This is a genomic window from Tsukamurella ocularis (assembly GCF_024807615.1).
Classification (GTDB): domain Bacteria; phylum Actinomycetota; class Actinomycetes; order Mycobacteriales; family Mycobacteriaceae; genus Tsukamurella; species Tsukamurella ocularis.
In genome coordinates, this window is record NZ_JANUCJ010000006.1 from 69,115 (window position 1) to 91,617 (window position 22,503).

Here is a 22,503-nt window from a genome sequence, read left to right on the forward strand (position 1 = left end):
CGGGGCGTTCGGCGTCGATGCGGATCAGGCGTTGCCCGACAGCTTCTCGCGGAGAGCAGCGAGCTGCGCATCGCTGGCCAGCGAACCGCCGGTGCTCTGCGGGGCCTCGTTGCCGCCACGGTCGTTCGAGGACGACTCGCTCGAGTAGTTCGCGCCACCCGCGGCCGGACCACCGGCAGCAGCCTCGGCGGCCTCGTCGGCCGCGAACTTCTCCATCTGCGCGGTGTGCATCTTGTGGCGACGCTCCGCCTCGGCGTAGCGACCCTCCCACTCCTCGCGCTGCTTGTCGAAGCCCTCGAGCCACTCGTTGGTCTCGGGGTCGAAGCCCTCGGGGAAGATGTACTCGCCGTTCTCGTCGTAGCTGTCGGCCATGCCGTACTTCGACGGGTCGAACTCCTCCGCGTAGTCCTCGTTGGCCTGCTTGAGGCTCAGCGAGATGCGACGACGCTCGAGGTCGATGTCGATGACGCGCACCATGGCGTCGTCGCCGACCGAGACGACCTGGTCCGGGACCTCGACGTGGCGCTCGGCCAGCTCCGAGATGTGGACGAGGCCCTCGATGCCCTCCTCGACGCGGACGAACGCGCCGAACGGAACGAGCTTGGTGACCTTGCCGGGCACGATCTGGCCGATGGCGTGAGTCCGGGCGAACTGACGCCACGGATCCTCCTGGGTCGCCTTGAGCGACAGCGAGACGCGCTCGCGGTCCAGGTCGACGTCGAGGACCTCGACGGTGACCTCGTCGCCCACGGTGACCACCTCGGACGGGTGATCGATGTGCTTCCAGGACAGCTCCGAGACGTGCACCAGGCCGTCGACGCCGCCCAGGTCCACGAAGGCACCGAAGTTGACGATCGAGGACACGACGCCCTTGCGGACCTGGCCCTTCTGCAGCTGGTGCAGGAACTCGCTGCGGACCTCGGACTGGGTCTGCTCGAGCCACGCACGGCGCGACAGGACCACGTTGTTGCGGTTCTTGTCGAGCTCGATGATCTTCGCCTCGATCTCCTTGCCGATGTACGGCTGGAGGTCGCGCACACGACGCATCTCGACCAGCGAGGCCGGGAGGAAGCCGCGGAGGCCGATGTCCAGGATGAGACCACCCTTGACCACCTCGATGACGGTGCCCTTGACGGCCTCGTCCTTCTCCTTGAGCTCCTCGATCGTGCCCCAAGCGCGCTCGTACTGCGCGCGCTTCTTGGACAGGATCAGGCGGCCTTCCTTGTCCTCCTTGGTGAGGACGAGAGCCTCGACGGCATCGCCGACGTTGACGACCTCGGACGGGTCTACGTCGTGCTTGATGCTCAGCTCACGGGAGGGGATGACACCCTCGGTCTTGTAACCGATGTCGAGCAGGACCTCGTCACGGTCGACCTTGACGATGGTGCCCTCGACGATGTCGCCATCGTTGAAGTACTTGATCGTGGCGTCGATCGCGGCGAGGAAATCCTCCGCGGTGCCGATGTCGTTGACGGCGACCTGCGGGGACGTAACGGTGGTGGTGGGCATTGGGTAAGTTGCTCCGGACAGGGTGCTAGTAGTGTGGGTCTAAATCGCGCACGCATGGGCACACGCGTGGTACAGGCTACTCCCCTGCCCGCTAGCTGGGCAAACCGCCCTCGTCGCACCCGATGCCGAGAGGTTCACTCCCGTGTCTCACCGCCCCAAACCGGACATGCGCCGCGACAGCGCGGGCTCCGAGGCCACGAACCGCTCTTGGTGGGACTCCGACGCGGAGGCCTACCATGCGGAGCACGCCGCCTTTCTCGGCGTGGACACCGCCGACGGCGAGTTCGTCTGGTGCCCGGAGAGCCTCCGCGAGTCCGACGCCGGACTGCTCGGCACCGTCGGGCCCGGAACCGTGGCGGTGGAGATAGGCTGCGGCAGCGCCCCCTGCGCCCGCTGGCTCGCTGCGCGGGGCGCGACGGTGGTCGGGATCGACATCTCGGCCGGCATGCTCCGCCGCGGGCTCCCCCACGTGCGCAATGGGAACCCCCTTCTGGTCCAGGCCGGGGCGGAGAACCTCCCCGTCGCCGACGGTGCCGCCGACGTCGCCTGTTCGGCCTTCGGCGCGATCCCCTTCGTCGCGGATTCGGCGCGCGTGATGACGGAGGCGTACCGCGTGCTGCGCCCCGGCGGCCGGTTCGTCTTCTCCGTCAACCATCCGATGCGGTGGATGTTCCTCGACGATCCTGGGCCGGAGGGCCTCGTCGCGACCCTGTCGTACTTCGATAGGTCACCGTATGTGGAGACGGACGACGCCGGGACGCCGACGTATGTCGAGCACCATCGCACGGTGGGCGACCGGATCCGGGAGATCGTCAGCGCCGGCCTGCGGGTGGTGGACGTGATCGAGCCGGAGTGGCCCGAGGGCTTCACCCAGGAGTGGGGGCAGTGGAGTCCGCTGCGCGGAGCGCTCTTTCCGGGGACGGCGATCTTCGTCTGCGATAAGCCCCAATAGTCGCTTGTGTGGGCCCGTGCCCGTTCTCCAGCGGACTCACAGGTACTTCACGCCCCGCGTTCACCGGCGGCGTGTCTGCTCACTGAGGGCGACCCGAATGCGGCCGCCCGTTCCGAGGAGAAGCGCATGAATCGAATCACCCGAACCCGGCTGGCCGCGGCGACCGCCGCGATGGCGGCACTGTCCGGCGCGGCCCTGCTGGCACCCGGCGCCGCCAACGCCGCGCCGGTCTCGCCGACGGCACCCGTCCCCGGCACCCAGTGCAACGTCGGCCAGGTCGAGCGCGCCACCGCGAAGGTCGCGCCGGAGTTCTGGCGGCACATCAGCACCAACGCCAAGGCAAAGGACCGGTTCGAGCAGATGCTCGTGAAGACCCCCGAGCAGCGCAAGGCAGCTCGAGACGCGGCGAAGAAGGCCCACGACGCCCGTAAGGCGGAATGGCAGAAGACGCACCCCGGGCAGACGAAGCCGGCCCACCCGAAGGCGCGCGACGGCAAGACGAAGCCCACGAAGGCCCAGGTGGAGCAGAAGATCACGGCGATCAAGGCGACCTGCACCACCAGCTAGTACAGGGGTTTCGATCGGGCGGCACCGGGTTGTTCTTGCCCGGCGCCGTCCTTTCGTCGTTCCTGCCGAACCGGTACTCTCGCTGGGCAGTCGTCACCGCCCCGAACAGGAGACAGTCATGAACCGGATCCGCATCGCCGCCGCGGTCGCAGCCCTCGCGGGAGCCCTCGCTGTGGTCCCCGCCGTCGCCTCCGCCGCGCCGACCGACAAGGTCCCCGGCACCAAGTGCACCGTCGCGCAGGTCGAGCGCGCGACGCAGGTCATCGCCCCCGAGGCGATCGCGGTCATGGACGCCACCCCGGGCGGCCGCGACCAGGCGACCGAGCTCCTCACCGCCAAGCCCGAGGATCGCCAGGCGATCATCGAGCGGCTGACCAAGGACAACCCTGCGGCAGCCGCCTACTACAGGGCCAACCGCACCGACATCGACGCGAAGATCGCCAAGGTCATCGCAACCTGCGACAAGTACTGATCCCCATCTCGACAACGCCACCGAAAGGCACTCCCGCATGACCTTCCGCCGCACCGCCGCCACCGCCGCCGTCCTCGGCGCGATCGCATTGGCCGGCGCGCCACTCGCCGCCGCAGCTCCAACGCCGAAGCCCGCGCCCAAGCCGAACGCCGCGTCGGCGCGCGCCGTGCCGGGCACCTCGTGCACGGTGGGCCAGCTCCGCGCCGCGATCGACCGCTCGTCGCCGGGCCTGGCCAAGCGCCTCGAGGATGCCGCGGGCGGCCCGCAGGAGTTCGCGGACATCGCTGCCTCGGACGGGCTGACCCGCCAGCTCCGCGTGGCGGCCCTCGCCTTCCGCGGCACCGGCGCGGCCATGAGTCTGGCCGGCGAGCAGGCGAACGTTCAGCGCGCCGTCGCCGACGCCTACCGCACCTGCGGCTCCGCGAAGGCCAAGTAGTCCATCGGCGGTCAGCCCTCGTCGAGGGCTGACCGCAGCGTCGCCTCGACCGCTGCGATCGCCTTGCCCGATGCCTGTTCTGGCGAGCGGTTCGCCACTCGGCGGTCGAGATCCGGCATCAAGAGCGCCGGCGGCACATCCAGCGCCGCTGCCAGCCTGTACACGGTGGACATGTGCGGGTCCGAGACCCCGTCGTTCGAGCTCACGTTGCGCTCGATGTTCGAGATCTGATTCCGGTGCAGCCCCGCCGACTCGGCGAGCTTCTCCTGCGACAGCCCACGTGACTTGCGCAGCGTCACCAAACGGCGCGCCAGCGAGTCGCCGTAGGTGTCCCACTCGATCTTCCGCGCCTTCATCGGATATACGGTGTCCGATGCTCCCCCGATTGTCTGCCCCATAGGTTATGCAATATCAAACTTCGGAGCGAAAGTCCAGCTCCCGGGCGTTTTCAGGTGACCGCGTACTCGGGCAGTAGCGCGACCACCTCGGCGAGATGTCCAACGGTGCGCGCCGCCCCGGCCCGTAGGAGCGCGCAGTCGCCGAACTCGCCAGTCGTGACCCCGATGAACGGGCACCCGGCCGAGCGGGCCGCCGCCGCATCCTCCACGTGGTCGCCGAGGTAGGCGCGAACGTTCCCGAATCGACGGAGCGCGTCACCCTTCCGCTCCCCGAAGTGCCCGCCGACCACTGCCATGACGTCGAGGCCAGCCTCCGCCACGGCCCGCTCGGCGGCCGCCTGCTGCTTCGCCGACACAACGACGGACGCACCTCCCGCCGCCCGAATTGCCGCGAGGAGCTCCTCCGCGCCCGGCAGGACGGGGACCGGCGTCGTCGAATCGGTGTCGTAGTGCTGCCGGTAGCGCTGCAGGAAGCGGTCCGCGTCGACCCCCGGCACCACCTCGCGCGCCACGTCGTCGATCGGCACCCCCATGTGCGGCAGGAGCAACGCGTCGTCGACCGCGTGCCCGAGATCCGCGAAGGCGCGCTGAGCCGCCGTGAGGATGCGCTGCCGCGAGTCGATCAGCGTGAGGTCCAGGTCGAAGCCGATGGTGAACACAGCGAGCCACGCTACGCTCCGGCGTCCTGCCGGGCACCGGCACACATGATCCGGCGATCAGCCCCGAGTCCAGCGCGTCGGGGAAGGCGAGCTCGTCGCCGTGCCGGGTGTGCCGCACGCCCTACGACCGAGCCAGCGCGCCGCCACCGGCGCGGGCTGGCCGAGGAGGTGGAAGGCTTCGCGGACGCGGGGCACGGTCAGTGCGCCTCGGTGAACCGGTGACGGTACGAGGTCGGCGTGGTCGAGTAGCGCCGAACGAAGTTCTGCCGGAAGGTCACAGCGCTGGCGAAGCCGCTGGCGCGCGCTATCCGGTCGATGCTCCAGGTGGTGTTCTCTAGCAGGCGCCGGGACTCGTCCAGGCGGCGGCTGAGGACCCACTTGGCGGGGCTCACGCCTACGCTCTCCTGGAACCTGCGCGCGAAGTTCCGCGGGCTCATGTTCACCCGCGCCGCGAGGTCGTCGACCGTGAGCGGGGCATCGAGGTTCGCCAGCGCCCAGGTCGTCGCGATCCCGATGGGCCCCTCACCCGCGGCGGGCACCGGGCGGTCGATGTACTGGGCCTGGTCGCCATCGCGGTGCGGCGCGATCACCAGGTATCGGGCCAGTGCCGTCGCCGCGGTCGATCCGAGCCTCGTCCGCACCACGTGGAGACAGGCGTCCAGTGCCGAGGCGGTGCCTGCCGAGGTGAGGACGTCGCCGTGATCCACGTAGAGGCCCTCCGCCCGCACGGTGACCGCCGGGTACCGCTGCGCGAGTTCGGCCTCCGAGGCCCAGTGGGTGGTCGCGGTGCGGCCGTCGAGGATGCCCGAGGCGACGACCGGGAAGGCACCGAGGCACAGGCCGGCGATCATCGCGCCGCGGGCGTGCGCGGCGCGGATCTCCTCGACGAGGTCCGCGCCGGGCTCCGGTAAGTCGTTCGGCCACGAAGGGAAGACGAGGAGGTCGGCCCCGCGCGCCGCCGCCCGGTCCACGGTGGTGATGGTGACGCCGTCGAGCCCGCGGACGGTGCCTCCTCCGGCGCTCCAAATGCCGGTGTCCCAGTCGGAGGCGAGCCCGAGGCGGCCGACCTCGCCGACGGCGATCAGGGGTGTGGAGAGATGGAACATCGAAATGCCGTCGAAGGCGTGAACAGCGATCTGCACTGCGTTTGTCCTGATTCCATCGAAGATCAGTAATTCTGCCACTCACGCTACCCCGCCGAGCGGCGCGAGTATGGATCTCAAGCGGAACAGCACCACCCGCCCACGCATCCGATCCCTATGCACAGGAGCAGATCCCATGACCACACCCCGCCGCGCCCTCGTCGTCGTCGACGTCCAGAACGAGTACTTCGACGAGGACCGCCCGCTGGCAGTGGCTTACCCTCCCAGCGTCGAATCGCTCAAGCGGATCCTCGCCGCGATGGACGCCGCGCAGGAAGCCGGTGTTCCGATCGTGACCGTCGCGCACGTCTGGCCCGAGGGAGCTCCCGTTTTCGCCGAGGGATCCGAGGGCGCACGCCTGCACCCGGATGTCGCCGCGCGCAGTGACGCGGTCGCGACGCACGTCGTGAAGCAGCGCTCGAGCGTGCTCACCTCCGAGGGCCTGCCGGAGTGGCTGCGCGACAACGCTATCGACACGCTGACTCTCGTCGGCTACATGACCAACAACTGCGTCCTGGCCAGCGCCGCCGCAGCCGAGCCCGAGGGCCTCGCCGTCGAGGTGCTTTCGGACGCCACCGGTGCGATCCACCTGTCCAACGCCGCCGGAAGCGCCTCCGCACAGCAGATCCACGAAACGCTCATGGTGCTGCTCCACTCGAACTGGGCGGCGGTCGCCGACACCGAGACCTGGCTCGCCGCAGTCGCGGCGGGGAGCCCGCTAGAGACGGGCGACCTCGGCTCCTCGGCCGTGCAGGGCCGCGCCGAGAACTGATCGATAGATCCGTGGGGGCGGCGCGCCGGCCACCCCCACGGGTCACCAGGAACGCATCCCGCACATCCACCAGTCGCCGCCCAGCGACACCGGATCGGTGCAGCCCATCCCATACATGTCGCGCCCCTCCGGGCTACCCGACGGGCTGTGGATGAACCCGCCCGCATCGTCCGGGATTCCCGTCCATTGCGGGAAGAAGCGCGCGCCGTCGCTCCACTGCGAGGCGAATCCGCGTTCGGTGAGAAACCGCAGGTGCATGGGCAACCTGCCGTAGTAGCCGGTGCCGATCTCGACGGTGAGGGCGTGCTCGTACAGCACACGATGCGAGGCGAACCACGTACGCGGAGACATCCACCACCACGCGCCGACCACGACGGTGATCAGTGTCATCACCGGTACCACGATGAGCACACCGAGCAGGCCGCCCCGCCCACGGCCGGCGAAGCCCGCGATAACCATGCCGAAGCCTGCAACGAAGCAGATCCACATCGTCGGTACGACGACGAGGTCGAGGATCCACAGGTTGAGCCTGAAGTACGAGTGGGCCATCGAGACCGTCCACAGGACCAGCCCCGTGAGGATGGCCCCTCGGCCGAGCTTCATCCGCCGGGGCTCGGCATATACGTATTCAGGTTGGTGCATGAAGACATGCTATTAGTGCGCGGCATCGTCCCAGCTGCGGCCGTAGCCGACGGAGACCTCCAGCGGGACGGACAGCTCCGCGGCGTTGCCCATCGTGTCGCGCACCAGGGCCTCCAGCTGATCCCGCTCCCCCGCGGCCACCTCGAGCACGAGCTCGTCGTGCACCTGGAGCAGCATGCGCGAGGTCAGACCGGCGGCGGCGATCTTCTCCTGCAGGCGGATCATCGCGACCTTGATGATGTCCGCGGCGCTGCCCTGAATGGGCGCGTTGAGCGCCATCCGCTCGGCGGCCTCGCGGCGCATCCGGTTGGTCGACGTGAGATCCGGCAGGTACCGGCGACGGCCGTAGATGGTCTCCGTGTACTCGTTGCGCGTGGCCTCCGTGACCACGTCCTGGAGGTAGTCGCGCACCCCGCCGAAGCGGGCGAAGTACGCCTCCATCTGGTCCTTCGCCTCGTCGCGCGAGATCTTCAACTGCGCGGCGAGGCCGAAGGCCGAGAGCCCGTAGGCGAGGCCGTACGACATCGCCTTGACGCGGCGACGCATGTCGGGCGTGACCTCGTCGATCGGGACGCCGAAAGCCTTGGAGCCGACGAAGTTGTGCAGGTCCTCACCAGTATTGAAGGCCTCGATGAGGCCCTCGTCGCCGGAGAGGTGCGCCATGATCCGCATCTCGATCTGGCTGTAGTCGGCCGTCATCAGCGTCTCGTAACCCTCGCCCGCGACGAAGGCGTGCCGGATCTGCCGGCCGGCCTCGGTGCGCACCGGGATGTTCTGCAGGTTGGGGTCGGTCGACGAGAGCCGGCCGGTGGCCGCCACGGTCTGGTTGAACGTTGAGTGGATCCGCCCGTCCGAGGCGACCGTCTTGAGCAGGCCCTCGACGGTGACCTTGAGCCGCGTCGCGTCTCGGTGCTCCAGCAGGTACTGCAGGAACGGATGCGGCTCCTTCTCGTAGAGCGCCTCGAGCGCCGCCGCGTCGGTGGTGTAGCCGGTCTTGGTCTTCTTCGTCTTCGGCAGGCCCAGCTTCTCGAACAGGATCACCTGCAGCTGCTTGGGCGAACCGAGGTTGATCTGTTCCCCGATCTCCTCGAAGGCCGAGGCCTCCGCGGCGCGGATCCGCTCGCTGAACTCGCTGTGCAACGACTCGAGGTGCTCCGTGTCGACCGCGATGCCGGTGGATTCCATGACGTCCAGCACGCGGAGCAGCGGCAGTTCCATCTCCGCGAGCAGCGGTCGCGACTCGATGTTGTCCAGCTCGCCGTCGAGCGCGTCCGCCAGGTCGGCGACGGCACGGGCCCGCAGGATCGCCTGCTGCGCCTTCTCTCCCGCCGAGTCGTCCGGATCGTCGAGGAGCGAGAGCTGTGAGTCGTCGCCTGCGGCCTCGACGCGCAGCTCGCGGTGCAGGTACCGGACTGAAAGATCGTCGAGGTTGAAGGTGCGCTGGCCGGGGCGCACCAGGTACGCGGCGATCGCGGTATCCGACGTGAGGCCGCCGAGCGTCCAGCCGCGGCTGGACAGCGCGTGCATGGCCCACTTGGCCTCGTGCACCGCCTTGGGCTGCGCCTCGTCGGCCAGCCAGGCGCCGAGCGCGGCCTCGTCGTCCGGGGTCAGCGAGGAGAGCTCGATGTAGCCGCCCTCGCCGTCGGGAGCCGCAACCACGACGGCCTCCGCGTCACCGTCGACCACGACCTCCGGGCCGATGACGCCGAGCCCGGACCGCGCACCCGAGGCGCCGTGCTCCGCGAGCCACTCGGCGACGGTGCCCGCCGCGACGATGCCGCCGGAGATCTCGAAGCCCTCGTCGGCCTCCGGCTCTGTGCTGGCGAGCTCGGTGAAGATCCGCTCACGGAGCACCCGGAACTCGAGGTCGTCGAAGAGCTGGTGGATGGCCTCGCGGTTCCAGGGTTGCAGCGCCAGGTCCTCAGGCGCGTAGGGCAGCGTCATGTCCCGCACCATCTCGGTGATCTGCCGGTTGAGCTGCACCGTCGCGAGGTTCTCGCGCAGCGAGTCGCCGACCTTGCCCTTGACCTTGTCGACGTTCGTGACCAGGCCCTCGAGGTTCCCATACTCGCGGATCCACTTGGCGGCCGTCTTCTCGCCGACGCCCGGGATGCCGGGCAGGTTGTCCGACGGGTCGCCCCGCAGCGCGGCGTAGTCCGGGTACTGCGCCGGGGTGAGTCCGTACTTGGCCTCCACCTCCTCGGGCGTGAACCGGGTGAGGTCCGAGACGCCCTTGCGCGGGTAGAGGACAGTGACGTCGTCGTTCACCAGCTGCAGCGCATCGCGGTCGCCGGTGACGATGAGGACCTTGAACCCCTGCTCCTGGGCCCGGGTGGTCATCGTGGCGATGATGTCGTCCGCCTCGAAGCCCTCCTGCGCCATGGTGGGGATGCCCATGGCGCCGAGGACGTCCTTCACCACGTCCACCTGACCGCGGAAGTCGTCCGGAGCGGAGCTGCGCTGCGCCTTGTACTCGGGGAACATCTCGGCACGGAAGGTCTGCCGGGAGACGTCGAAGGCCGCGGCGACGTAGCCGGGCGCCTCCTCCTTGAGCAGCTTGATCAGCATCGACGTGAAGCCGTACACCGCGTTGGTCGGCTGCCCCGACTTGGTGCGGAAGCGGCCACCGTCGAGCGGGAGAGCGAAGAAGGCGCGGAACGCCATCGAGTGCCCGTCGATCAGCAGCATCGTGGGCTTGGTCGAGGAGTTCGCTGAAGTCACACCGGCAGTCTAGTGATCGCCCCCGACAGCTTCCGTCAGGTCGCTGTGGGCGGCAGCTGGGGCCGCACGACGACCGTGTCGGCGATGCGTCGCTCCAGGTCGGCGACGTCCGCGGTCGCGGACTCGACCGCCGGGGCCTTCTCCGCCTCGGGCAGCGCGGCGATGGTCACGAGCCGGTCGTCGAGTTCCTGGGCGGCGACGGTGAGCGTGACCTGTGCGTCCAGTTGCGCCGCGGACAGCACGCCAGCGGGCTGATCGAAGGCGCGCAACGCCTTCCGGATGCGGCGGTGCAAGCGCGCCTCGGGGACGTGCGAGCCGGACCAGGACAGCGGGGCGCGCGACGGGAAGGGCATGGCGGCCTCGGCCTGCTGCTGCCGGCGACTGTTGCGCACGAGCGCGACCGCGAAGCCGGTGGCCGCGAGCACGGCCAGCACGACGACCGCGAGCACCGCAACGATGATCCACGACATGACGTTCCTCCTCGCCGCCGCGGCGGCTACCCGCCGCGGGCCTGCATGTACAGGTACACCGCCAGCCCGACCAGCAGCAACCCGAGGGTGACGGCGAAGGCGATCTTGATCGCGCTCCACGGTCGCTGACCTTGCACTTCGCCGGTCACGCCGTTGACGAAGACCTGGAAGGGCCTGCCTCCGAAGGTGACGGTGAGCAGCCACACCGGCATCAGCAGGTAGAGGAAGTCGATCGACTGGTACATCGGGGTCATCCGGCTGATCCGCTGCTCGTCGCCGCCGATGTCACGGCGCACCGTGTTCTCGACGATGCTCTCGATCCGCGGCCGCGCCTGCGCCTCGAAGACCTGCGCCGCGTCACCGTCGTAGGTGCGCGCCAGGTGACCCGCCACGAACTCCGGCGTGTAGGTGACGGACTGTTCGGTGGGCCAGGGCTCGAGGTCACGGACGCGGTCGGAGTCAAGCCCCGTGTTGGCGGACTCGGCGAGCTGCCGGATGCTGTCGTGCACCCGCCCGCTCGCCGGATACCAATCGGTGTAGGTCTCGATGTTGCCGTCACGGTCGCGCCGTGTCCGTCGCTCGCCTCGTGCCCCCGAGTAGTCGGTGGTCACCTCGGCGTCGTAGCTGTAGTACGAGAGGTAGACGCTGGTGAACGAGCCGAGCACGCGGTACTTCTTGAACTCGCGCGGCGCGAACCATCGGCTGTCGACCCAGGATTCGATGTTCTGCCGCGCCTGGTCCTCTCCGACCCGCAGCGGCAGGATGCCGTCGACCGGGAGCCGCGCGGGCGCGACCTGCACGTCGGTGCGCTGGATCGGGGTGTTGCAGTACGGGCACCGCACGGCTGTGAGGGTGCCGCTGAACAGCGTGTGGCCGCCGCAGTTCTGGCACACCACTTCGTGGTCGACGACGGGCACCTGCTCCGACGACGCGGCACGTGCGTAGAGCGCGTTCATGGTGGGCCCCAGCGGATGCGGTACCAGGGACTTGCTCGTGTCGAGCAGCACCGGGTAGGTGCTGCCGCAGCTCGGCGAGCGCAGCTTCCCGATCGCGGGGTCGTAGACGAGGGCGTCGCCACAGTTGCCGCACGGGTAGGTACGAGTCTGCTCTGTCACCTGCAGCATCTCGCGATCGTTCGCCGACGGTACGCCCGGCACGAGCTGGTGGGGTCGTGCCGGCTCGGGTTCGACGGGGCGCGGCGGGCGCGGCGGTCCCGTGGGATCCGGGCGCTGCTGTTCGGGTTGCCACCCGGGGCTACCTGGCAGCGGGGGCGGCGTCGTCATGGCTACGACCGAGGCGGCAGCGGCGGCGTCTGCCCGAACAGGGACGCCAGGGCGGGCACCTGCCCGGCCGGGGTCCAGCCGGTCAGCGCGGGCGTCCAGACGAGGGTCTGCGGGGTGAGGTTCAGGGTGCGCAGTTGTTCGATCGGGAAGGGCCCGGCGGACTGCCCATTCTGCTCGACGTGGAAGACCTGCGCGGTCGGCAGCGGCGGCGGGCCGGGTTGCGCCGCACCGGGGCCCGGTTGCGCGCCCTGAGCCGGGACCTGCTGGTTCTGGAAGTTCTGGGCGAATTGCTGCCCCATGGCCATGCCCATGCCCGCGCCGAGGAAGTCGCTGGCCCCGCCGCCGCCCTCGTTGGTGGCGGCGCCGAGCATCGCGTCGGCGGCGCGGCCCTGCTGGAACCGGTTCATATCGCCGACGTTGCCGTAGTAGCCCTTCTCCTCCAACCCGCGCGCGACGCCGCGGGTCATGGCCTGCGTGATCTCGTCGGGGAGGGAGATGTTGAGCTCGATGGCCTCGCACGCCAGTCCGTACTGCTGGTTGATCTTCGACTGCACGTAATCCTGCAGTTTCGCGGCGAGTTCCCGCTGCCGGGCCTGCAGGTCGATCGCGCCCACCCCGGTCTCGATGAGCATCTCGGAGAAGGCCGTGGTGATGGTGCGGCGGAGCAGCTCGGCGATCTCGTCCGAGTCGACGTTGGAATCGGTGCCGATGACCTGCCGCAGGAAAGTGGGCGAGTCGACCACCCGCACGACACAGAGCCCGTTGGCGCGCACCTGGACCATGCCGAAGTCCTGGTCCCGGATGGTGATCGGGTTCGCGGTGCCCCACCGCAGGTCGGTGATGGGGCGGGTGTTGACGAAGTAGACCTCGCTGCGGAACGGGCTCTTGAAGCCGTGCGGCCACCCCTGCAGCGTGGACATGACGGGCATGTTCTCGGAGACCAGCTGGTAGTTGCCGGGGCCGTACCGGTCGGCGAGCTGTCCGCGGTAGACGAACAGTGCCTCTTGGCCCTCACGGACGATGAGCTGCGCACCGTTCTTGATCTCGTTGTTGTAGCGCGGGAACCGCCACGCCATCGTCGAGCGGTTGTCCTCCAGCCACTCGATGATGTCGACGAGTTCGCCCCGGACCCGGTCCATGATGCCCATCAGCGCTGCCACCCCTGTCGTCGTTGCCGTTCGGATTCCACGATAGCCACGCGCCTTGGCATCAGCTGAGCGCTCGCTGATGCCGGTTCGGATCGGGGCGATCTTGATCCGGCGTGTCGAACGCTTCGCCTCACATTCCCGTGGGCGACGTCATACGCTGCATCCGGCCCCGACGACGGGGATCACCACGAGAAAGGCGCTCCAGATGGCAGGCAAGTTCGAGGTGTACGAGGACAACGCCGGCAAGTTCCGGTTCCGGCTCAAGGCCGGCAACGGAGAGGTCGTGGCCTCGGGCCAGGCCTACGCATCGCGCAAGGGCGCCCACGACGGTGCGGCCGCGGTCGCGCGTGCCGCCGAGGGCGCGAAGGTGGTCGACGTCGACAAGGAGTGAGCCGCTGACCTGCGGCGCTTGACCTTGACATCGTGACAGGGTCTGGAATCGAGCCACCGACGATTCAAGGAGGTGGCCACCATGGCCCGGACCCTGCTCGATCATCAGAACGCCTCGATCCGCCTGCGCGCGGCCCTCGACGCCGGGACTTCCCCCGGGAGCGTCGACGCCGCGGCGCTCGTTGCGCGCTGCGCGGTCGAGCCTGACTTCTTCGTCCGCGACATGCTCACCTGGGCCCTGACCCGGCTGCCCGCCGCGGCGACGTTCCCGCTGCTCCGCGCCGAGCTCGCCTCCCCGGTCGCGCAGGCCCGGAGCCAGGCGCTGCACTCGCTGTCGAAGATCGGCGGCGCCGAGTCCGCGGCCGCGTTCGGTGAGGTCCTGGCCCTCGCGGGCGACGCCGACGACGAGGTCGCGAAGGCGGCATGGCGCACGGCCGGGGCGCTGGCTCCGGACGCCGAAGCCCGACGGTCCGCCGCCCGCGCTCTGGTCGGACAGTTAGGTCGCGGCGGTGCGGAGACCCGCCGGAGCCTGAGCCGGGCGATCATCGCGTTCGGCGACGAGGGCGTCGCCGAGCTCCGAGACGCACCCACGGCGACGGGCGCCGCACGGGAGCACGTGGCGCAGACCCTGCAGCTGCTCGAGGACCCGGATTCCGGGTTCGCAGGCTCGGTGCACGAGGCGCAACGGGTGGCGGCCCTCGGCCGACCGGAGTGACCGACGGGACGGACGGGACGGACGGACGATGCAGATCGGCGAGGTGGCGCGGCGCTCCGGCGTCAGCGCGCGGATGCTCCGGCACTACGACGCGCTAGGACTCGTCCGGCCGTCCCAGCGGTCGTCGTCGGGGTACCGGGAGTACTCCGACGACGACATCCGCCGGATCTTCCACGTCGAGAGCCTCCGTTCACTGGGGCTGTCGCTCAAGGAGATCGGCCGCGCGCTCGACGACCCTTCGTTCGCGCCGGATCACCTGGTGGCCGACATGATCGCGCGGAGCCGGGAGCGCATCCGGCTGGAGACCGAGCTGCTGGAGCGGTTGCGCCAGGTCGCGGCCACCGGGCCTACCGGCTGGGAGCAGGTCCTCGACGTCGTGGGCCTGCTCTCCCGGCTCGACAGCGCCGCTCCCGCCGCGCGGCAGCGCGCCGCGCTCACGAGCGCGGGCCGGGCTCCCACCGACGCGCTGGCCGAGGCCCTGCTCAAGGAGGAGAGCACCAATGTGGCGGGCGCCCTGCGCTGGGCACTGGCGCAGGCCGGCGGCGAGGACCTCACTCCCCTTGTCGACGCGCTCGATTCCCCCGATCCGGCCGTGCGGCACCGCGCCGTCCTGGCTCTCGCCGAGGTCCCCGGTCAGGACGGGGCACTGCGATCCGTGCTCGACCACGACGATGGTGCGGTGCGCGTGGTCGCCGCCGTCGCCCTCGGTGGGCGCGGCGATGCCACGGCCGCGCCGCAGTTGCTGCGCATGGTGTGGGAGGGCGAGAAGGACGTCGACGCCGCGGAGTCGCTCGGGGCGATCGCGGCCGCGGATCCCGCCGGGGAGACGATCAGCGCTGAACTCGCGGCGCTCGCCCGGGATTCGGGCGACTACCCGGTGCGCCAGCGAGTGGTGCAGGCCCTCGCGGAGATCCCCACGGCCGGCGCGGTGGAGGCGCTGCGCGAACTCGCCGCCGACGCCGACGCGCGGATCGCGGGCACCGCCGCGTTCATCCTGCGGCGGACGGCTCGCTGACGAACTCCCAGTGCTCGCCCGCGGGGCCGAGGACCAGAAGGTCGTAGCGCCCGCCCGGTGCGGGAACCACCAGTTCGTGCTCGCCGAGCACGTCGGCGTGCAGCGGCACGGAATCCGGTGCGTGGTAGGGGAAGAGCGTGAAGTGCGCGGATCGCGTCCCCGCGTTGGACAGGCGGACGCGGACACCGTCGGGCCCGGGGGCCGCGGTGGCCCCGGGGACGTAGGGCACGGGCCGCGCGTGGCGCTCGCCCGGCTCTTGGCCGGGTCGCCGCCCGACGGCGGGCGCGTGCGGCTTCCAGCGCGGACTGAGCGAGCCCACCGACCGCGGACGCGACCGCGCCGGAAGCGCCTGCGGTGCAAGGAAGTCGAAGGCGCTGGTGAGATCGCCGCAGACGGTGCGCCGCCAGCCGGAGATCGCCGGCACGGAGATGCCGAGCCAACGCTCGAGGAAGCGCAGCGTGGAAGTGTGGTCGAAGGTCTCCGAGGCGACGTACCCGCCGACCGTCCACGGCGAGACGATCGTCATGGGCACGCGGTCACCGAGCCCGAGCGGTAGGTCGCCGACCCATTCGTCGCGTCGGTCGCGGGGCGGACGAGGCGGCGGGACGTGGTCGAAGTAGCCATCGTTCTCGTCGTAGAGCAGGAACAGCGCCGTCTTCCGCCACACCTCGGGGTTGCGCCCGAGGGCGTCGAGGATGCGGTGCACCAGGTTCGCCGAGGCGCGCGGCGAGGAGCCGCTGGGGTGCTCCGATTCCCGCTCGGAGGCCACGACGTAGCTGACCGTCGGCAGGCTACCGGCGGCAATGTCGGCGGCGATCCGGTCAGTGAGGGTGCCGGTGGCTGCGCGGCGCAGGCCGCGGAAGAACAGGGCACGATCCTCGGCGCCCAGGGTCCGGGCTCGGGCGTCCACCTCGCCTGATCGACGGTCCGCCTCCTCGGCGGGCAGCCGCCGGAGGCCCTGGTAGAAGTCGTCGATCTCCGTGCCGAAGTCGGCGAAGACGGCCTTCGACACGGCCTTGAAGCGGCGGAAGAACTCGATGTTGTTGTCCGTGAAGTTGTCCCACTCCTGGTACACCTGCCAGGAGACGCCCGCGCGCTGCAGGATCTCGCCGATGCACGGCCAGTCGTAGCCCGGGTGACCGCGGTCGTATGCGGTGTTCTCGACGGCGCGCTCCCCTGTTCCCGGCTCGTAGCCGGTGGTGCCGGAGAAGAAGAAGTTGCGGTTCGGCGATGTCGACGTCGGCGAGCTGCAGTAGTAGTGGTCGCAGATCGTGAAGGCGTCGGCGAGCGCGTAGTGGAACGGGATGTCCGTGCGGTCGTAATAGGCCATCGTCGAGTCGGTCTTCGCGGTGATCCAGCCGTCGTGCCAGCCGTCCGCAAGCGCTGCGTGACCGCCCTTCCAGGTGTGATCGAGCGCGTCGATGTTCTCGGCGTCCATGCGCTGACGGTCGGCAGCGCCCCGAACGGGGAAGGGCGGCACCGTCAACCCCGAGCGGGTGGGTTGGAGGAAGACGTCGTGCCCGGTGCGCAGGCGGATCGCGGCGGGGTCGGCGAAGCCGCGTACGCCGCGGAGCGCGCCGTAGTAGTGGTCGAAGGAGCGGTTCTCCTGCATCAGGAAGATCACGTGCTCCAAGCCGTCGAGCCCGCCCGGCGGGGCGGGCTGCGCCAGCGCTTCGCTCAGCGACGACGGGAGCTGGCCCATGCCCGCGACGATACCGCCCGCGAGGGCTCCCCTGAGGAACGTGCGCCGATTCGCAATGCTCACGACCTCACGCTGACCGATCCGGTTGAATCGGTGGTGGCGCCGCCCTGAACGGACGACGACGGTTCAGCGCCGATAGCGGACTGCGAAGCCCTCACACAGCGCGTCGATACCGGAGTGGAGCAATGGCATGGCCGCGCACAGGTCCGGCCGTTCGACCGCGACGAGCTCCCTGAGCAGCGGAAACTCCTCGACAAGGGGGTTGCGCGAGAGGTCGGCGACGAAGCCCGCGCCCTCGAGCGAGGAGCCCGGAGCGAGCAGATGGGGGCCAACGGCGCCGATGCCCGCGCCCTGCACGTGGTTCCAGACGTGGAGCGTGAGCTCGGCGGATTCGGCGACCGTCCTGGTGAGGTGCGTGAAGGCCTCGACGAGCCAGTGGAAGCACGAGACCGCCGACGGCGCCATGGCAGCGCGCGGCATCGAGTGCGCCAGCAGCACCCACGGATGATGCAGATAGAGGCGCATGTCCGCCTCCGCGGCGACGTGCGTGCGCATGCGCCAATCCGGATCGCCGATCAGGTCCGGCGGGTACAGATACTCCGCGCCCACGGCTGCCGCCATATCGCGGACCAGAGTGTCCTTGTCGGGCACATGGCGGTACAGCGACATCGCGCCCGCGCCGAGCGCGTCGGCGACGCGGCGCATGGAGACCTTCTCCAGGCCGCCCTCGTCCGCGAGACGGACCGCCTCGGCCACAATGGCCTCGCGGGTCAGAGTGGTCTCGGACACCAGCGCCCTTTCTCCGTTGACCGGGATCGACGATGCTGCGTACAGTGTACCCAGTCTTCTTGCGTACGCCGTACGCGCTTGCCGAAATGTCCTGAGGAGTTCTCGTGTCCACCACCCCGCGCCGCGCTTGGGCCGGTCTCGCCGCGCTGCTCCTGCCGGTGTTCCTGGTCTCGATGGACGCGTCGGTGCTGTACCTGGCGATGCCCCACCTCAGCGCCGCGCTGAACCCGACGTCGGCCGAGCAACTGTGGATTCTGGACATCTACCCGTTCATGCTGGCGGGACTGCTCATCACGATGGGCAACCTCGGCGACCGCTGGGGACGCCGCCGCCTCATGACCTGGGGTGCCGGGCTGTTCGGCGTCGCCTCGGTGATCGCCGCATTCGCACCGACCCCGGCCCTGCTCATCGCCGCTCGCGCCCTCATGGGCGTCGGCGGCGCGACCCTGCTGCCGGCCAGCCTCGCGCTGATCGCCAACATCTTCCGCGCCCCGAAGGCCCGCGGCATCGCGATCGGCGTATGGACCGCAGCGTTCTCGTTCGGCATGGCCGTCGGACCGGTCATCGGCGGCGTGCTGCTACACCACTTCTGGTGGGGCTCGGTCTTCCTCATCAACGCGCCGGTCTTCCTCGCGTTCCTCGTGGCCGGCCCGTTGCTGATCCCCGAGTTCCGCAGTGATTCGGCGGCGCGCTTCGACCTGGTGGGCGTCGCGCTGTCGATGGCGGCGATCTTCCCGCTCGTGTACGCGGTGAAGGCGGCGGCCGGGCACGGCATCGACGGAACCACGCTAGCGGTCGGGACCGCCGGTGCGGTCATGCTCGTCGCATTCATCGGGCAGCAGCGCCGCACGCCCCATCCGCTGATCCCGTTCGACCTGTTCCGCAACCGGTACTTCGCGATGGCGATCGCGGGCACCATCCTGGCGATCTCGACGCTGAGCTCGATGTCCTACCTCACGGGCATCTACCTGCAGTCTGTGGTCGGCTTCGACGTGCTCGCGGCGGCCCTGTTGGGCCTGCCCGCGGCGGCGGTCGTCGCCTACTTCTCGATGCGGGCACCGTGGATCGAGCAGTACCTCGGACGACGCGGCACCTTCGTGACCTCGCTGCTGTTCTCGGCCGTGGGTCAGCTGCTGCTCGTCGGGCTCGGGACCGACGGTACCGCCTGGCTGTACGTGCTCGGGACGGTGGTCGCAGGGGTGGGCTACGGCACGCTGTTCACCTTCGTCTCGTCGGTGGCGCTCGCCGCGGCGCCGCCGGAGCGGGCCGGACAGGCCTCGTCGATGTCGGAGATGAGCTTCGAGCTCGGCACCGCCACGGGGCTCGCGGTGCTCGGCTCGGTCGCGACGGCCGTCTTCACCCGGCACGACGGGATGTCGCGCACGCTCGGCGACACCCTGTCGCGCGCGGACGGGATCGCGGGGCCGGACGGTGCCGCGCTCGCTGACGCCGCCCGCTCGGCCTGGGTCGACGCGGTCACCACGACCGTCGGCGTCTCGAGCCTGATCCTGGTCGCGACGGCGGTCGCCGCCTTCGTCGTGATGCGCGACCGGACGCCGGAGTCTCAGCCGGTGGGGCGCTCAGCGGCAGGAGCCGCGGAGACTATCTTCGTGGAATGACCCGTTCCCCCATTGAACTCGGTTCGCCCGCTGCGCTCTGGTCGACCACCGCGGTATGGGCGGCCCTGCAGGCCGCAGTCTTCCGAGAGCCGGGCCTCGGCCCGATAGCGGATGGGATCGCGCACCTGGAGGACGGCGGCGGATCCTGGTTCGACCTGGCCCCGCTTCCCGACGGTCGCGCGTCGATCGTCGGTTTCGACCGCGGCGTGGGCGACATCGACCTGCAGGGCCGCGACGATCTGATCGCCGCCGGCGCACCGGCGTGGTGGTTCGTCGCGCCGGACCCCGACATCGGCCACGCGAACTTCGCCTACGGCTACGACGGGGCCGCCTGGACCGTCGTCGGTCACGTCGACGGCCTGACGGTCGACGAACACTACGTCGATAGCGCGTCATGGATCCTGGATTATGCGCAGGAGAGCTACGACGCCGGGGCCGACGACGGTGACGACGAGTACTCGGGCGAGGAGGCCGATGCGCAGGCCGCCATCGACGCCGGTGAGTACATGGACGCGGCGCTCCTGCGGAAGCTATTGCCGGGCGACCATGTCGACGTGGCCCTCGGGGCAGTGACGGCAGCCCTTTACCGGAGGTGACCGGCGGGTCAGCGCGGGGTCAACCGGAAGACCGGGATCACGCGCCCCTGCGCGGCCTGCTCGTACTCGGCGAAGCCGCTCGACCGCGCGACGAACCGGGCCCACGCCTCGTCGCGCGCGGCACCGGTCAACTCCGTCGCGGTGACCTGCGCAGTAGAGACGCCGCCCTCGTCGTTCGGGTACTCGATCTCGATGTCCGGGTGGGCTTTGAGGTTGTGGTACCAGGCGGGGTTCTTCGGCGATCCGCCGGCGGACGCGGGCAGCAGCCAGCCCTCGTCGTCGTGGATGGCGGCCAGCGGGTTGACCCGCGGCTCGCCGGATTTGGCGCCCGTGCTGTGGACGAGCGCGAGTGCCCGCCCGAAGCCCATGGCGGTCACGGTGCCGTTGTTGGCGCGGAACTCGTCGATGATGCCCTGATTGAAGTCGCTCACGGCTTCATCATGCGCCCGTACCCGCGCCATCGCCACCGAGGGCTCGCCCGTGCTGTCGCTCATCGGACCATGATGCGCGCCAGTAGAGTCGAATGTCGTGCAACCACTCGATGCGTGGCGCGAGACCCTCGACCGCTGGGACCTCACTCCCGACGGTGCCCCCATCGCCACGCCCGGCAGCGACCTGCTCCCCGTGCGATGGAAGGGCCGGCCCGCGATGCTGAAGCGGGCCAACACTCCCGAGGAGCGGGCCGGCACCGCGGTCCTGCGCTGGTGGGGAGGCGACGGGGCCGCGGAGGTCTTCGCGCACGCGAGCGACACCGTGCTGATGGAGCGCGCAACGGGCACCGGCGACCTCATGGCGATGGCACTGGACGGCCAGGACGACGAGGCCACCCGGATCCTGTGCGGCACCGTCGCGCACCTACACCGGCGGCGCCCCGGGGGCCCCGCGACCGAGCTCGTCCCCCTGCGGGAATGGTTCGCCTCGCTCGCGGCGGTCCGCGATGAGGCCCCTCGGTACGCCCGGTCCTGGGAGGCGGCGGAGGCCCTCCTCGCGGACCCGCGCGACGAGGTGGTCCTGCACGGCGACGTGCACCACGACAACGTCCTCGACTTCGGCGACCGGGGCTGGCTGGCCATCGACCCCAAGTGCGTCGCCGGCGAGCGCAGCTACGACTACGCGAACCTGTTGACCAACCCCGATCTGCCGACCGCGGCGGACCCCGCCCGGTTCGCCCGACAGCTCAACGTGATCGTCGCCGAGTCCGGCCTGCCGCGTGAGCGCCTGCTCCAATGGGTACTCGCCTTCGCGGGGCTGTCGGCCGCGTGGTTCGACGAGGACGACGAGACCGAGGAGCGGGACCGGGACTTCGCGGTCGCCGATCTCGCCGCCGCGCACCTCGCGGGGGCGACGTCGTGACCGGCCTCCCGGTCGTCTTGTTGCACGGCTGGCCCGTCACCGACCTGCATTGGCAACACCTGGCCCCGCAGCTGAGGGACGCCGGGTTCGAACCCCTCGCGATCACGCTGCCCGGCCTCGGCTCCGGCGACGACGGAACGGGGGAATTCCGGAAGAGTGCGCTTGCGGCGCGGGTACATGATCGGCTCGCCGCGGACGGGATCGCGCGGTGCGCGGTGATCGGCCACGACTGGGGCGGGACGGTCGCGGTCCACCTGGCGGCCGTGGCGCCCGAGACCGTCTCCGCGCTCGTCGTCGAGGAGGAGATCCTGCCCGGGATCGACGTGGCGGTCCCGTCGCCGGGCAGCGAGCACTATCCGGACTGGCACGGCGCGTTCAACCGCGCGCCGGGGCTCGCCGAGAGCCTCGTCCCCAGGCGGGAGGACGCGTTCTACGGCGCCTTCCTGCAGCAGAGCGCCGGACCCGCCGGACTCGATCCTGCGGTCCTGGGCGCGTACGTCGACGCCTACCGCCCCACCGAGGTCCACGTCGCGGGGCTCGCGCACTACCGCACCCGCGCGGCCGATCTCGCCGATACGGCGGAGCTACGCGCGGCCCCGATCCGCACCCCCGTCCTGGCGATCGGCGGACGGTACGCAATGGGGACGGCCGTCGCGGAGGGCCTGCTCCCGGTGGCGTCCGACGTCCGCGGCGCAGTGCTGGAGGAATCGGGCCACTACCCGGCGGAGCAGGAGCCCGAGCGGACCGCCGAGACCGTCATCGATTTCCTGCGGCGGCACGGGGATCGGTGACGGACCCGGCGGTGTCGATCACCTCGTCGAGCACCTCCCGCGCCCGCTGCAGGTCGCGGATGCCCTCGTCGATCCGGGCGCGTTCCGCGCGCAGGGTGGCGGCGAGCCAGGGCGTGGCCGTCTCGTTCGGCGATCCGTCCTCGTCGTGGATGCACGGCAGGAGCTGGGCGATCACGCCGCTGGCGAGGCCGGCGGCGAACAACTCCTGGATGCGCACCACCCGGTCGACGGCCCGCTCGGGATAGACGCGCTGCCCGGCCGCTGTCCGCGTCGACGCGAGCAGGCCCTTCTCCTCGTAGTACCGCAGCGAGCGCACGCTCACCCCGGTGCGCTCCGCGAGTTCGCCGATCCGCATCGCTTGC

General features: G+C 70.3%; 25 protein-coding genes. 12 read left to right on the forward strand and 13 right to left on the reverse strand.

What is annotated here, in order from left to right:
- Positions 1–24: 24 nt before the first annotated feature.
- Positions 25–1,509, reverse strand: coding sequence for a 30S ribosomal protein S1 (gene rpsA / locus HNP44_RS20475; protein ID WP_259144692.1), 1,485 nt, complete (start codon positions 1,507–1,509; stop codon positions 25–27).
- A gap of 166 nt (positions 1,510–1,675) precedes the next feature.
- On the opposite strand from rpsA, the gene HNP44_RS20480 reads away from it, so the two are divergent.
- From HNP44_RS20480 to HNP44_RS20495, 4 genes are all read left to right on the forward strand, one after another.
- The gene (locus HNP44_RS20480) at positions 1,676–2,461 is read left to right on the forward strand and encodes a class I SAM-dependent methyltransferase (RefSeq protein WP_259144739.1); all 786 of its coding nucleotides are present in this window, start codon (positions 1,676–1,678) and stop codon (positions 2,459–2,461) included.
- A gap of 126 nt (positions 2,462–2,587) precedes the next feature.
- Positions 2,588–3,028 carry a hypothetical protein gene (locus HNP44_RS20485; protein ID WP_259144693.1) on the forward strand — a complete coding sequence of 147 codons (441 nt, stop codon included), beginning with the start codon at positions 2,588–2,590 and terminating at the stop codon, positions 3,026–3,028.
- A gap of 118 nt (positions 3,029–3,146) precedes the next feature.
- Positions 3,147–3,500 (forward strand): hemophore-related protein, encoded by a 354-nt coding sequence (locus tag HNP44_RS20490; RefSeq protein ID WP_259144694.1) that lies wholly within the window; start codon positions 3,147–3,149, stop codon positions 3,498–3,500.
- A 37-nt stretch (positions 3,501–3,537) separates the two neighbouring features.
- Positions 3,538–3,936 (forward strand): hemophore-related protein, encoded by a 399-nt coding sequence (locus tag HNP44_RS20495; RefSeq protein ID WP_259144695.1) that lies wholly within the window; start codon positions 3,538–3,540, stop codon positions 3,934–3,936.
- Positions 3,937–3,947: 11 nt separating this feature from the next.
- Here the strand turns inward: HNP44_RS20495 and HNP44_RS20500 are convergent, their stop codons facing one another.
- The 3 genes from HNP44_RS20500 to HNP44_RS20510 form a co-directional block, all read right to left on the reverse strand.
- The gene (locus HNP44_RS20500; protein ID WP_259144696.1) at positions 3,948–4,292 is read right to left on the reverse strand and encodes a helix-turn-helix domain-containing protein; all 345 of its coding nucleotides are present in this window, start codon (positions 4,290–4,292) and stop codon (positions 3,948–3,950) included.
- A 92-nt stretch (positions 4,293–4,384) separates the two neighbouring features.
- Positions 4,385–4,993, reverse strand: coding sequence for an HAD family hydrolase (locus tag HNP44_RS20505; RefSeq protein ID WP_259144697.1), 609 nt, complete (start codon positions 4,991–4,993; stop codon positions 4,385–4,387).
- 197 nt (positions 4,994–5,190) lie between these two features.
- Positions 5,191–6,135, reverse strand: coding sequence for a GlxA family transcriptional regulator (locus HNP44_RS20510; RefSeq protein WP_259144698.1), 945 nt, complete (start codon positions 6,133–6,135; stop codon positions 5,191–5,193).
- Positions 6,136–6,271: 136 nt separating this feature from the next.
- Between HNP44_RS20510 and HNP44_RS20515 the strand changes: the two genes are divergently transcribed.
- A complete protein-coding gene (locus HNP44_RS20515; protein WP_259144699.1) occupies positions 6,272–6,907 on the forward strand; it encodes an isochorismatase family protein in 636 nt (211 codons plus the stop codon).
- 42 nt (positions 6,908–6,949) lie between these two features.
- Here the strand turns inward: HNP44_RS20515 and HNP44_RS20520 are convergent, their stop codons facing one another.
- From HNP44_RS20520 to HNP44_RS20540, 5 genes are all read right to left on the reverse strand, one after another.
- Complete coding sequence (locus HNP44_RS20520) at positions 6,950–7,549, reverse strand: hypothetical protein (RefSeq protein ID WP_259144700.1); 600 nt, start codon at positions 7,547–7,549, stop codon at positions 6,950–6,952.
- Positions 7,550–7,561: 12 nt separating this feature from the next.
- A complete protein-coding gene (gene polA, locus HNP44_RS20525; RefSeq protein ID WP_259144740.1) occupies positions 7,562–10,237 on the reverse strand; it encodes a DNA polymerase I in 2,676 nt (891 codons plus the stop codon).
- A gap of 68 nt (positions 10,238–10,305) precedes the next feature.
- Entirely contained in the window at positions 10,306–10,740 is a 435-nt protein-coding gene (locus HNP44_RS20530; protein WP_259144701.1) for a hypothetical protein, read from the reverse strand.
- A 26-nt stretch (positions 10,741–10,766) separates the two neighbouring features.
- A complete protein-coding gene (locus HNP44_RS20535; protein ID WP_259144702.1) occupies positions 10,767–11,864 on the reverse strand; it encodes a hypothetical protein in 1,098 nt (365 codons plus the stop codon).
- Between the two features lie 161 nt (positions 11,865–12,025).
- Positions 12,026–13,183 (reverse strand): SPFH domain-containing protein, encoded by a 1,158-nt coding sequence (locus HNP44_RS20540; protein ID WP_259144704.1) that lies wholly within the window; start codon positions 13,181–13,183, stop codon positions 12,026–12,028.
- Between the two features lie 193 nt (positions 13,184–13,376).
- On the opposite strand from HNP44_RS20540, the gene HNP44_RS20545 reads away from it, so the two are divergent.
- The 3 genes from HNP44_RS20545 to HNP44_RS20555 all read left to right on the forward strand — a co-directional run bounded on the left by HNP44_RS20545 (position 13,377) and on the right by HNP44_RS20555 (position 15,291).
- Positions 13,377–13,562, forward strand: a complete 186-nt coding sequence (locus tag HNP44_RS20545; RefSeq protein WP_224650862.1) for a YegP family protein — start codon at positions 13,377–13,379, stop codon at positions 13,560–13,562.
- Positions 13,563–13,643: 81 nt separating this feature from the next.
- Positions 13,644–14,276, forward strand: coding sequence for a HEAT repeat domain-containing protein (locus HNP44_RS20550; protein WP_259144706.1), 633 nt, complete (start codon positions 13,644–13,646; stop codon positions 14,274–14,276).
- 28 nt (positions 14,277–14,304) lie between these two features.
- The gene (locus HNP44_RS20555; RefSeq protein ID WP_259144707.1) at positions 14,305–15,291 is read left to right on the forward strand and encodes a HEAT repeat domain-containing protein; all 987 of its coding nucleotides are present in this window, start codon (positions 14,305–14,307) and stop codon (positions 15,289–15,291) included.
- On the opposite strand, the gene HNP44_RS20560 is transcribed toward HNP44_RS20555, so the two are convergent.
- Together HNP44_RS20560 and HNP44_RS20565 are read right to left on the reverse strand one after the other, a co-directional pair.
- Positions 15,266–17,056 (reverse strand): phosphocholine-specific phospholipase C, encoded by a 1,791-nt coding sequence (locus tag HNP44_RS20560; protein ID WP_259144708.1) that lies wholly within the window; start codon positions 17,054–17,056, stop codon positions 15,266–15,268. The two genes, HNP44_RS20555 and HNP44_RS20560, sit on opposite strands and share 26 nt — an antisense overlap.
- 63 nt (positions 17,057–17,119) lie before the next feature.
- Entirely contained in the window at positions 17,120–17,782 is a 663-nt protein-coding gene (locus HNP44_RS20565; protein WP_259144709.1) for a TetR/AcrR family transcriptional regulator, read from the reverse strand.
- Between the two features lie 104 nt (positions 17,783–17,886).
- Here HNP44_RS20565 and HNP44_RS20570 point away from each other — a divergent pair, with 104 nt between their 5' ends.
- The gene (locus tag HNP44_RS20570) at positions 17,887–19,401 is read left to right on the forward strand and encodes an MFS transporter (protein ID WP_259144710.1); all 1,515 of its coding nucleotides are present in this window, start codon (positions 17,887–17,889) and stop codon (positions 19,399–19,401) included.
- Positions 19,398–19,997 carry a hypothetical protein gene (locus HNP44_RS20575; protein ID WP_259144711.1) on the forward strand — a complete coding sequence of 200 codons (600 nt, stop codon included), beginning with the start codon at positions 19,398–19,400 and terminating at the stop codon, positions 19,995–19,997. The genes HNP44_RS20570 and HNP44_RS20575 overlap by 4 nt, the downstream gene beginning before the upstream one ends.
- An 8-nt stretch (positions 19,998–20,005) precedes the next feature.
- Here the strand turns inward: HNP44_RS20575 and HNP44_RS20580 are convergent, their stop codons facing one another.
- Positions 20,006–20,428 carry a nitroreductase family deazaflavin-dependent oxidoreductase gene (locus HNP44_RS20580; protein WP_259144741.1) on the reverse strand — a complete coding sequence of 141 codons (423 nt, stop codon included), beginning with the start codon at positions 20,426–20,428 and terminating at the stop codon, positions 20,006–20,008.
- Between the two features lie 97 nt (positions 20,429–20,525).
- On the opposite strand from HNP44_RS20580, the gene HNP44_RS20585 reads away from it, so the two are divergent.
- Both HNP44_RS20585 and HNP44_RS20590 read left to right on the forward strand, forming a co-directional pair.
- The gene (locus HNP44_RS20585; RefSeq protein WP_259144714.1) at positions 20,526–21,350 is read left to right on the forward strand and encodes an aminoglycoside phosphotransferase family protein; all 825 of its coding nucleotides are present in this window, start codon (positions 20,526–20,528) and stop codon (positions 21,348–21,350) included.
- Positions 21,347–22,141, forward strand: a complete 795-nt coding sequence (locus HNP44_RS20590) for an alpha/beta fold hydrolase (RefSeq protein WP_259144715.1) — start codon at positions 21,347–21,349, stop codon at positions 22,139–22,141. Before HNP44_RS20585 ends, HNP44_RS20590 begins: the two co-directional genes overlap by 4 nt.
- On the opposite strand, the gene HNP44_RS20595 is transcribed toward HNP44_RS20590, so the two are convergent.
- The gene (locus HNP44_RS20595; RefSeq protein ID WP_259144716.1) at positions 22,107–22,496 is read right to left on the reverse strand and encodes a MerR family transcriptional regulator; all 390 of its coding nucleotides are present in this window, start codon (positions 22,494–22,496) and stop codon (positions 22,107–22,109) included. The two genes, HNP44_RS20590 and HNP44_RS20595, sit on opposite strands and share 35 nt — an antisense overlap.
- Positions 22,497–22,503 lie beyond the last annotated feature (7 nt).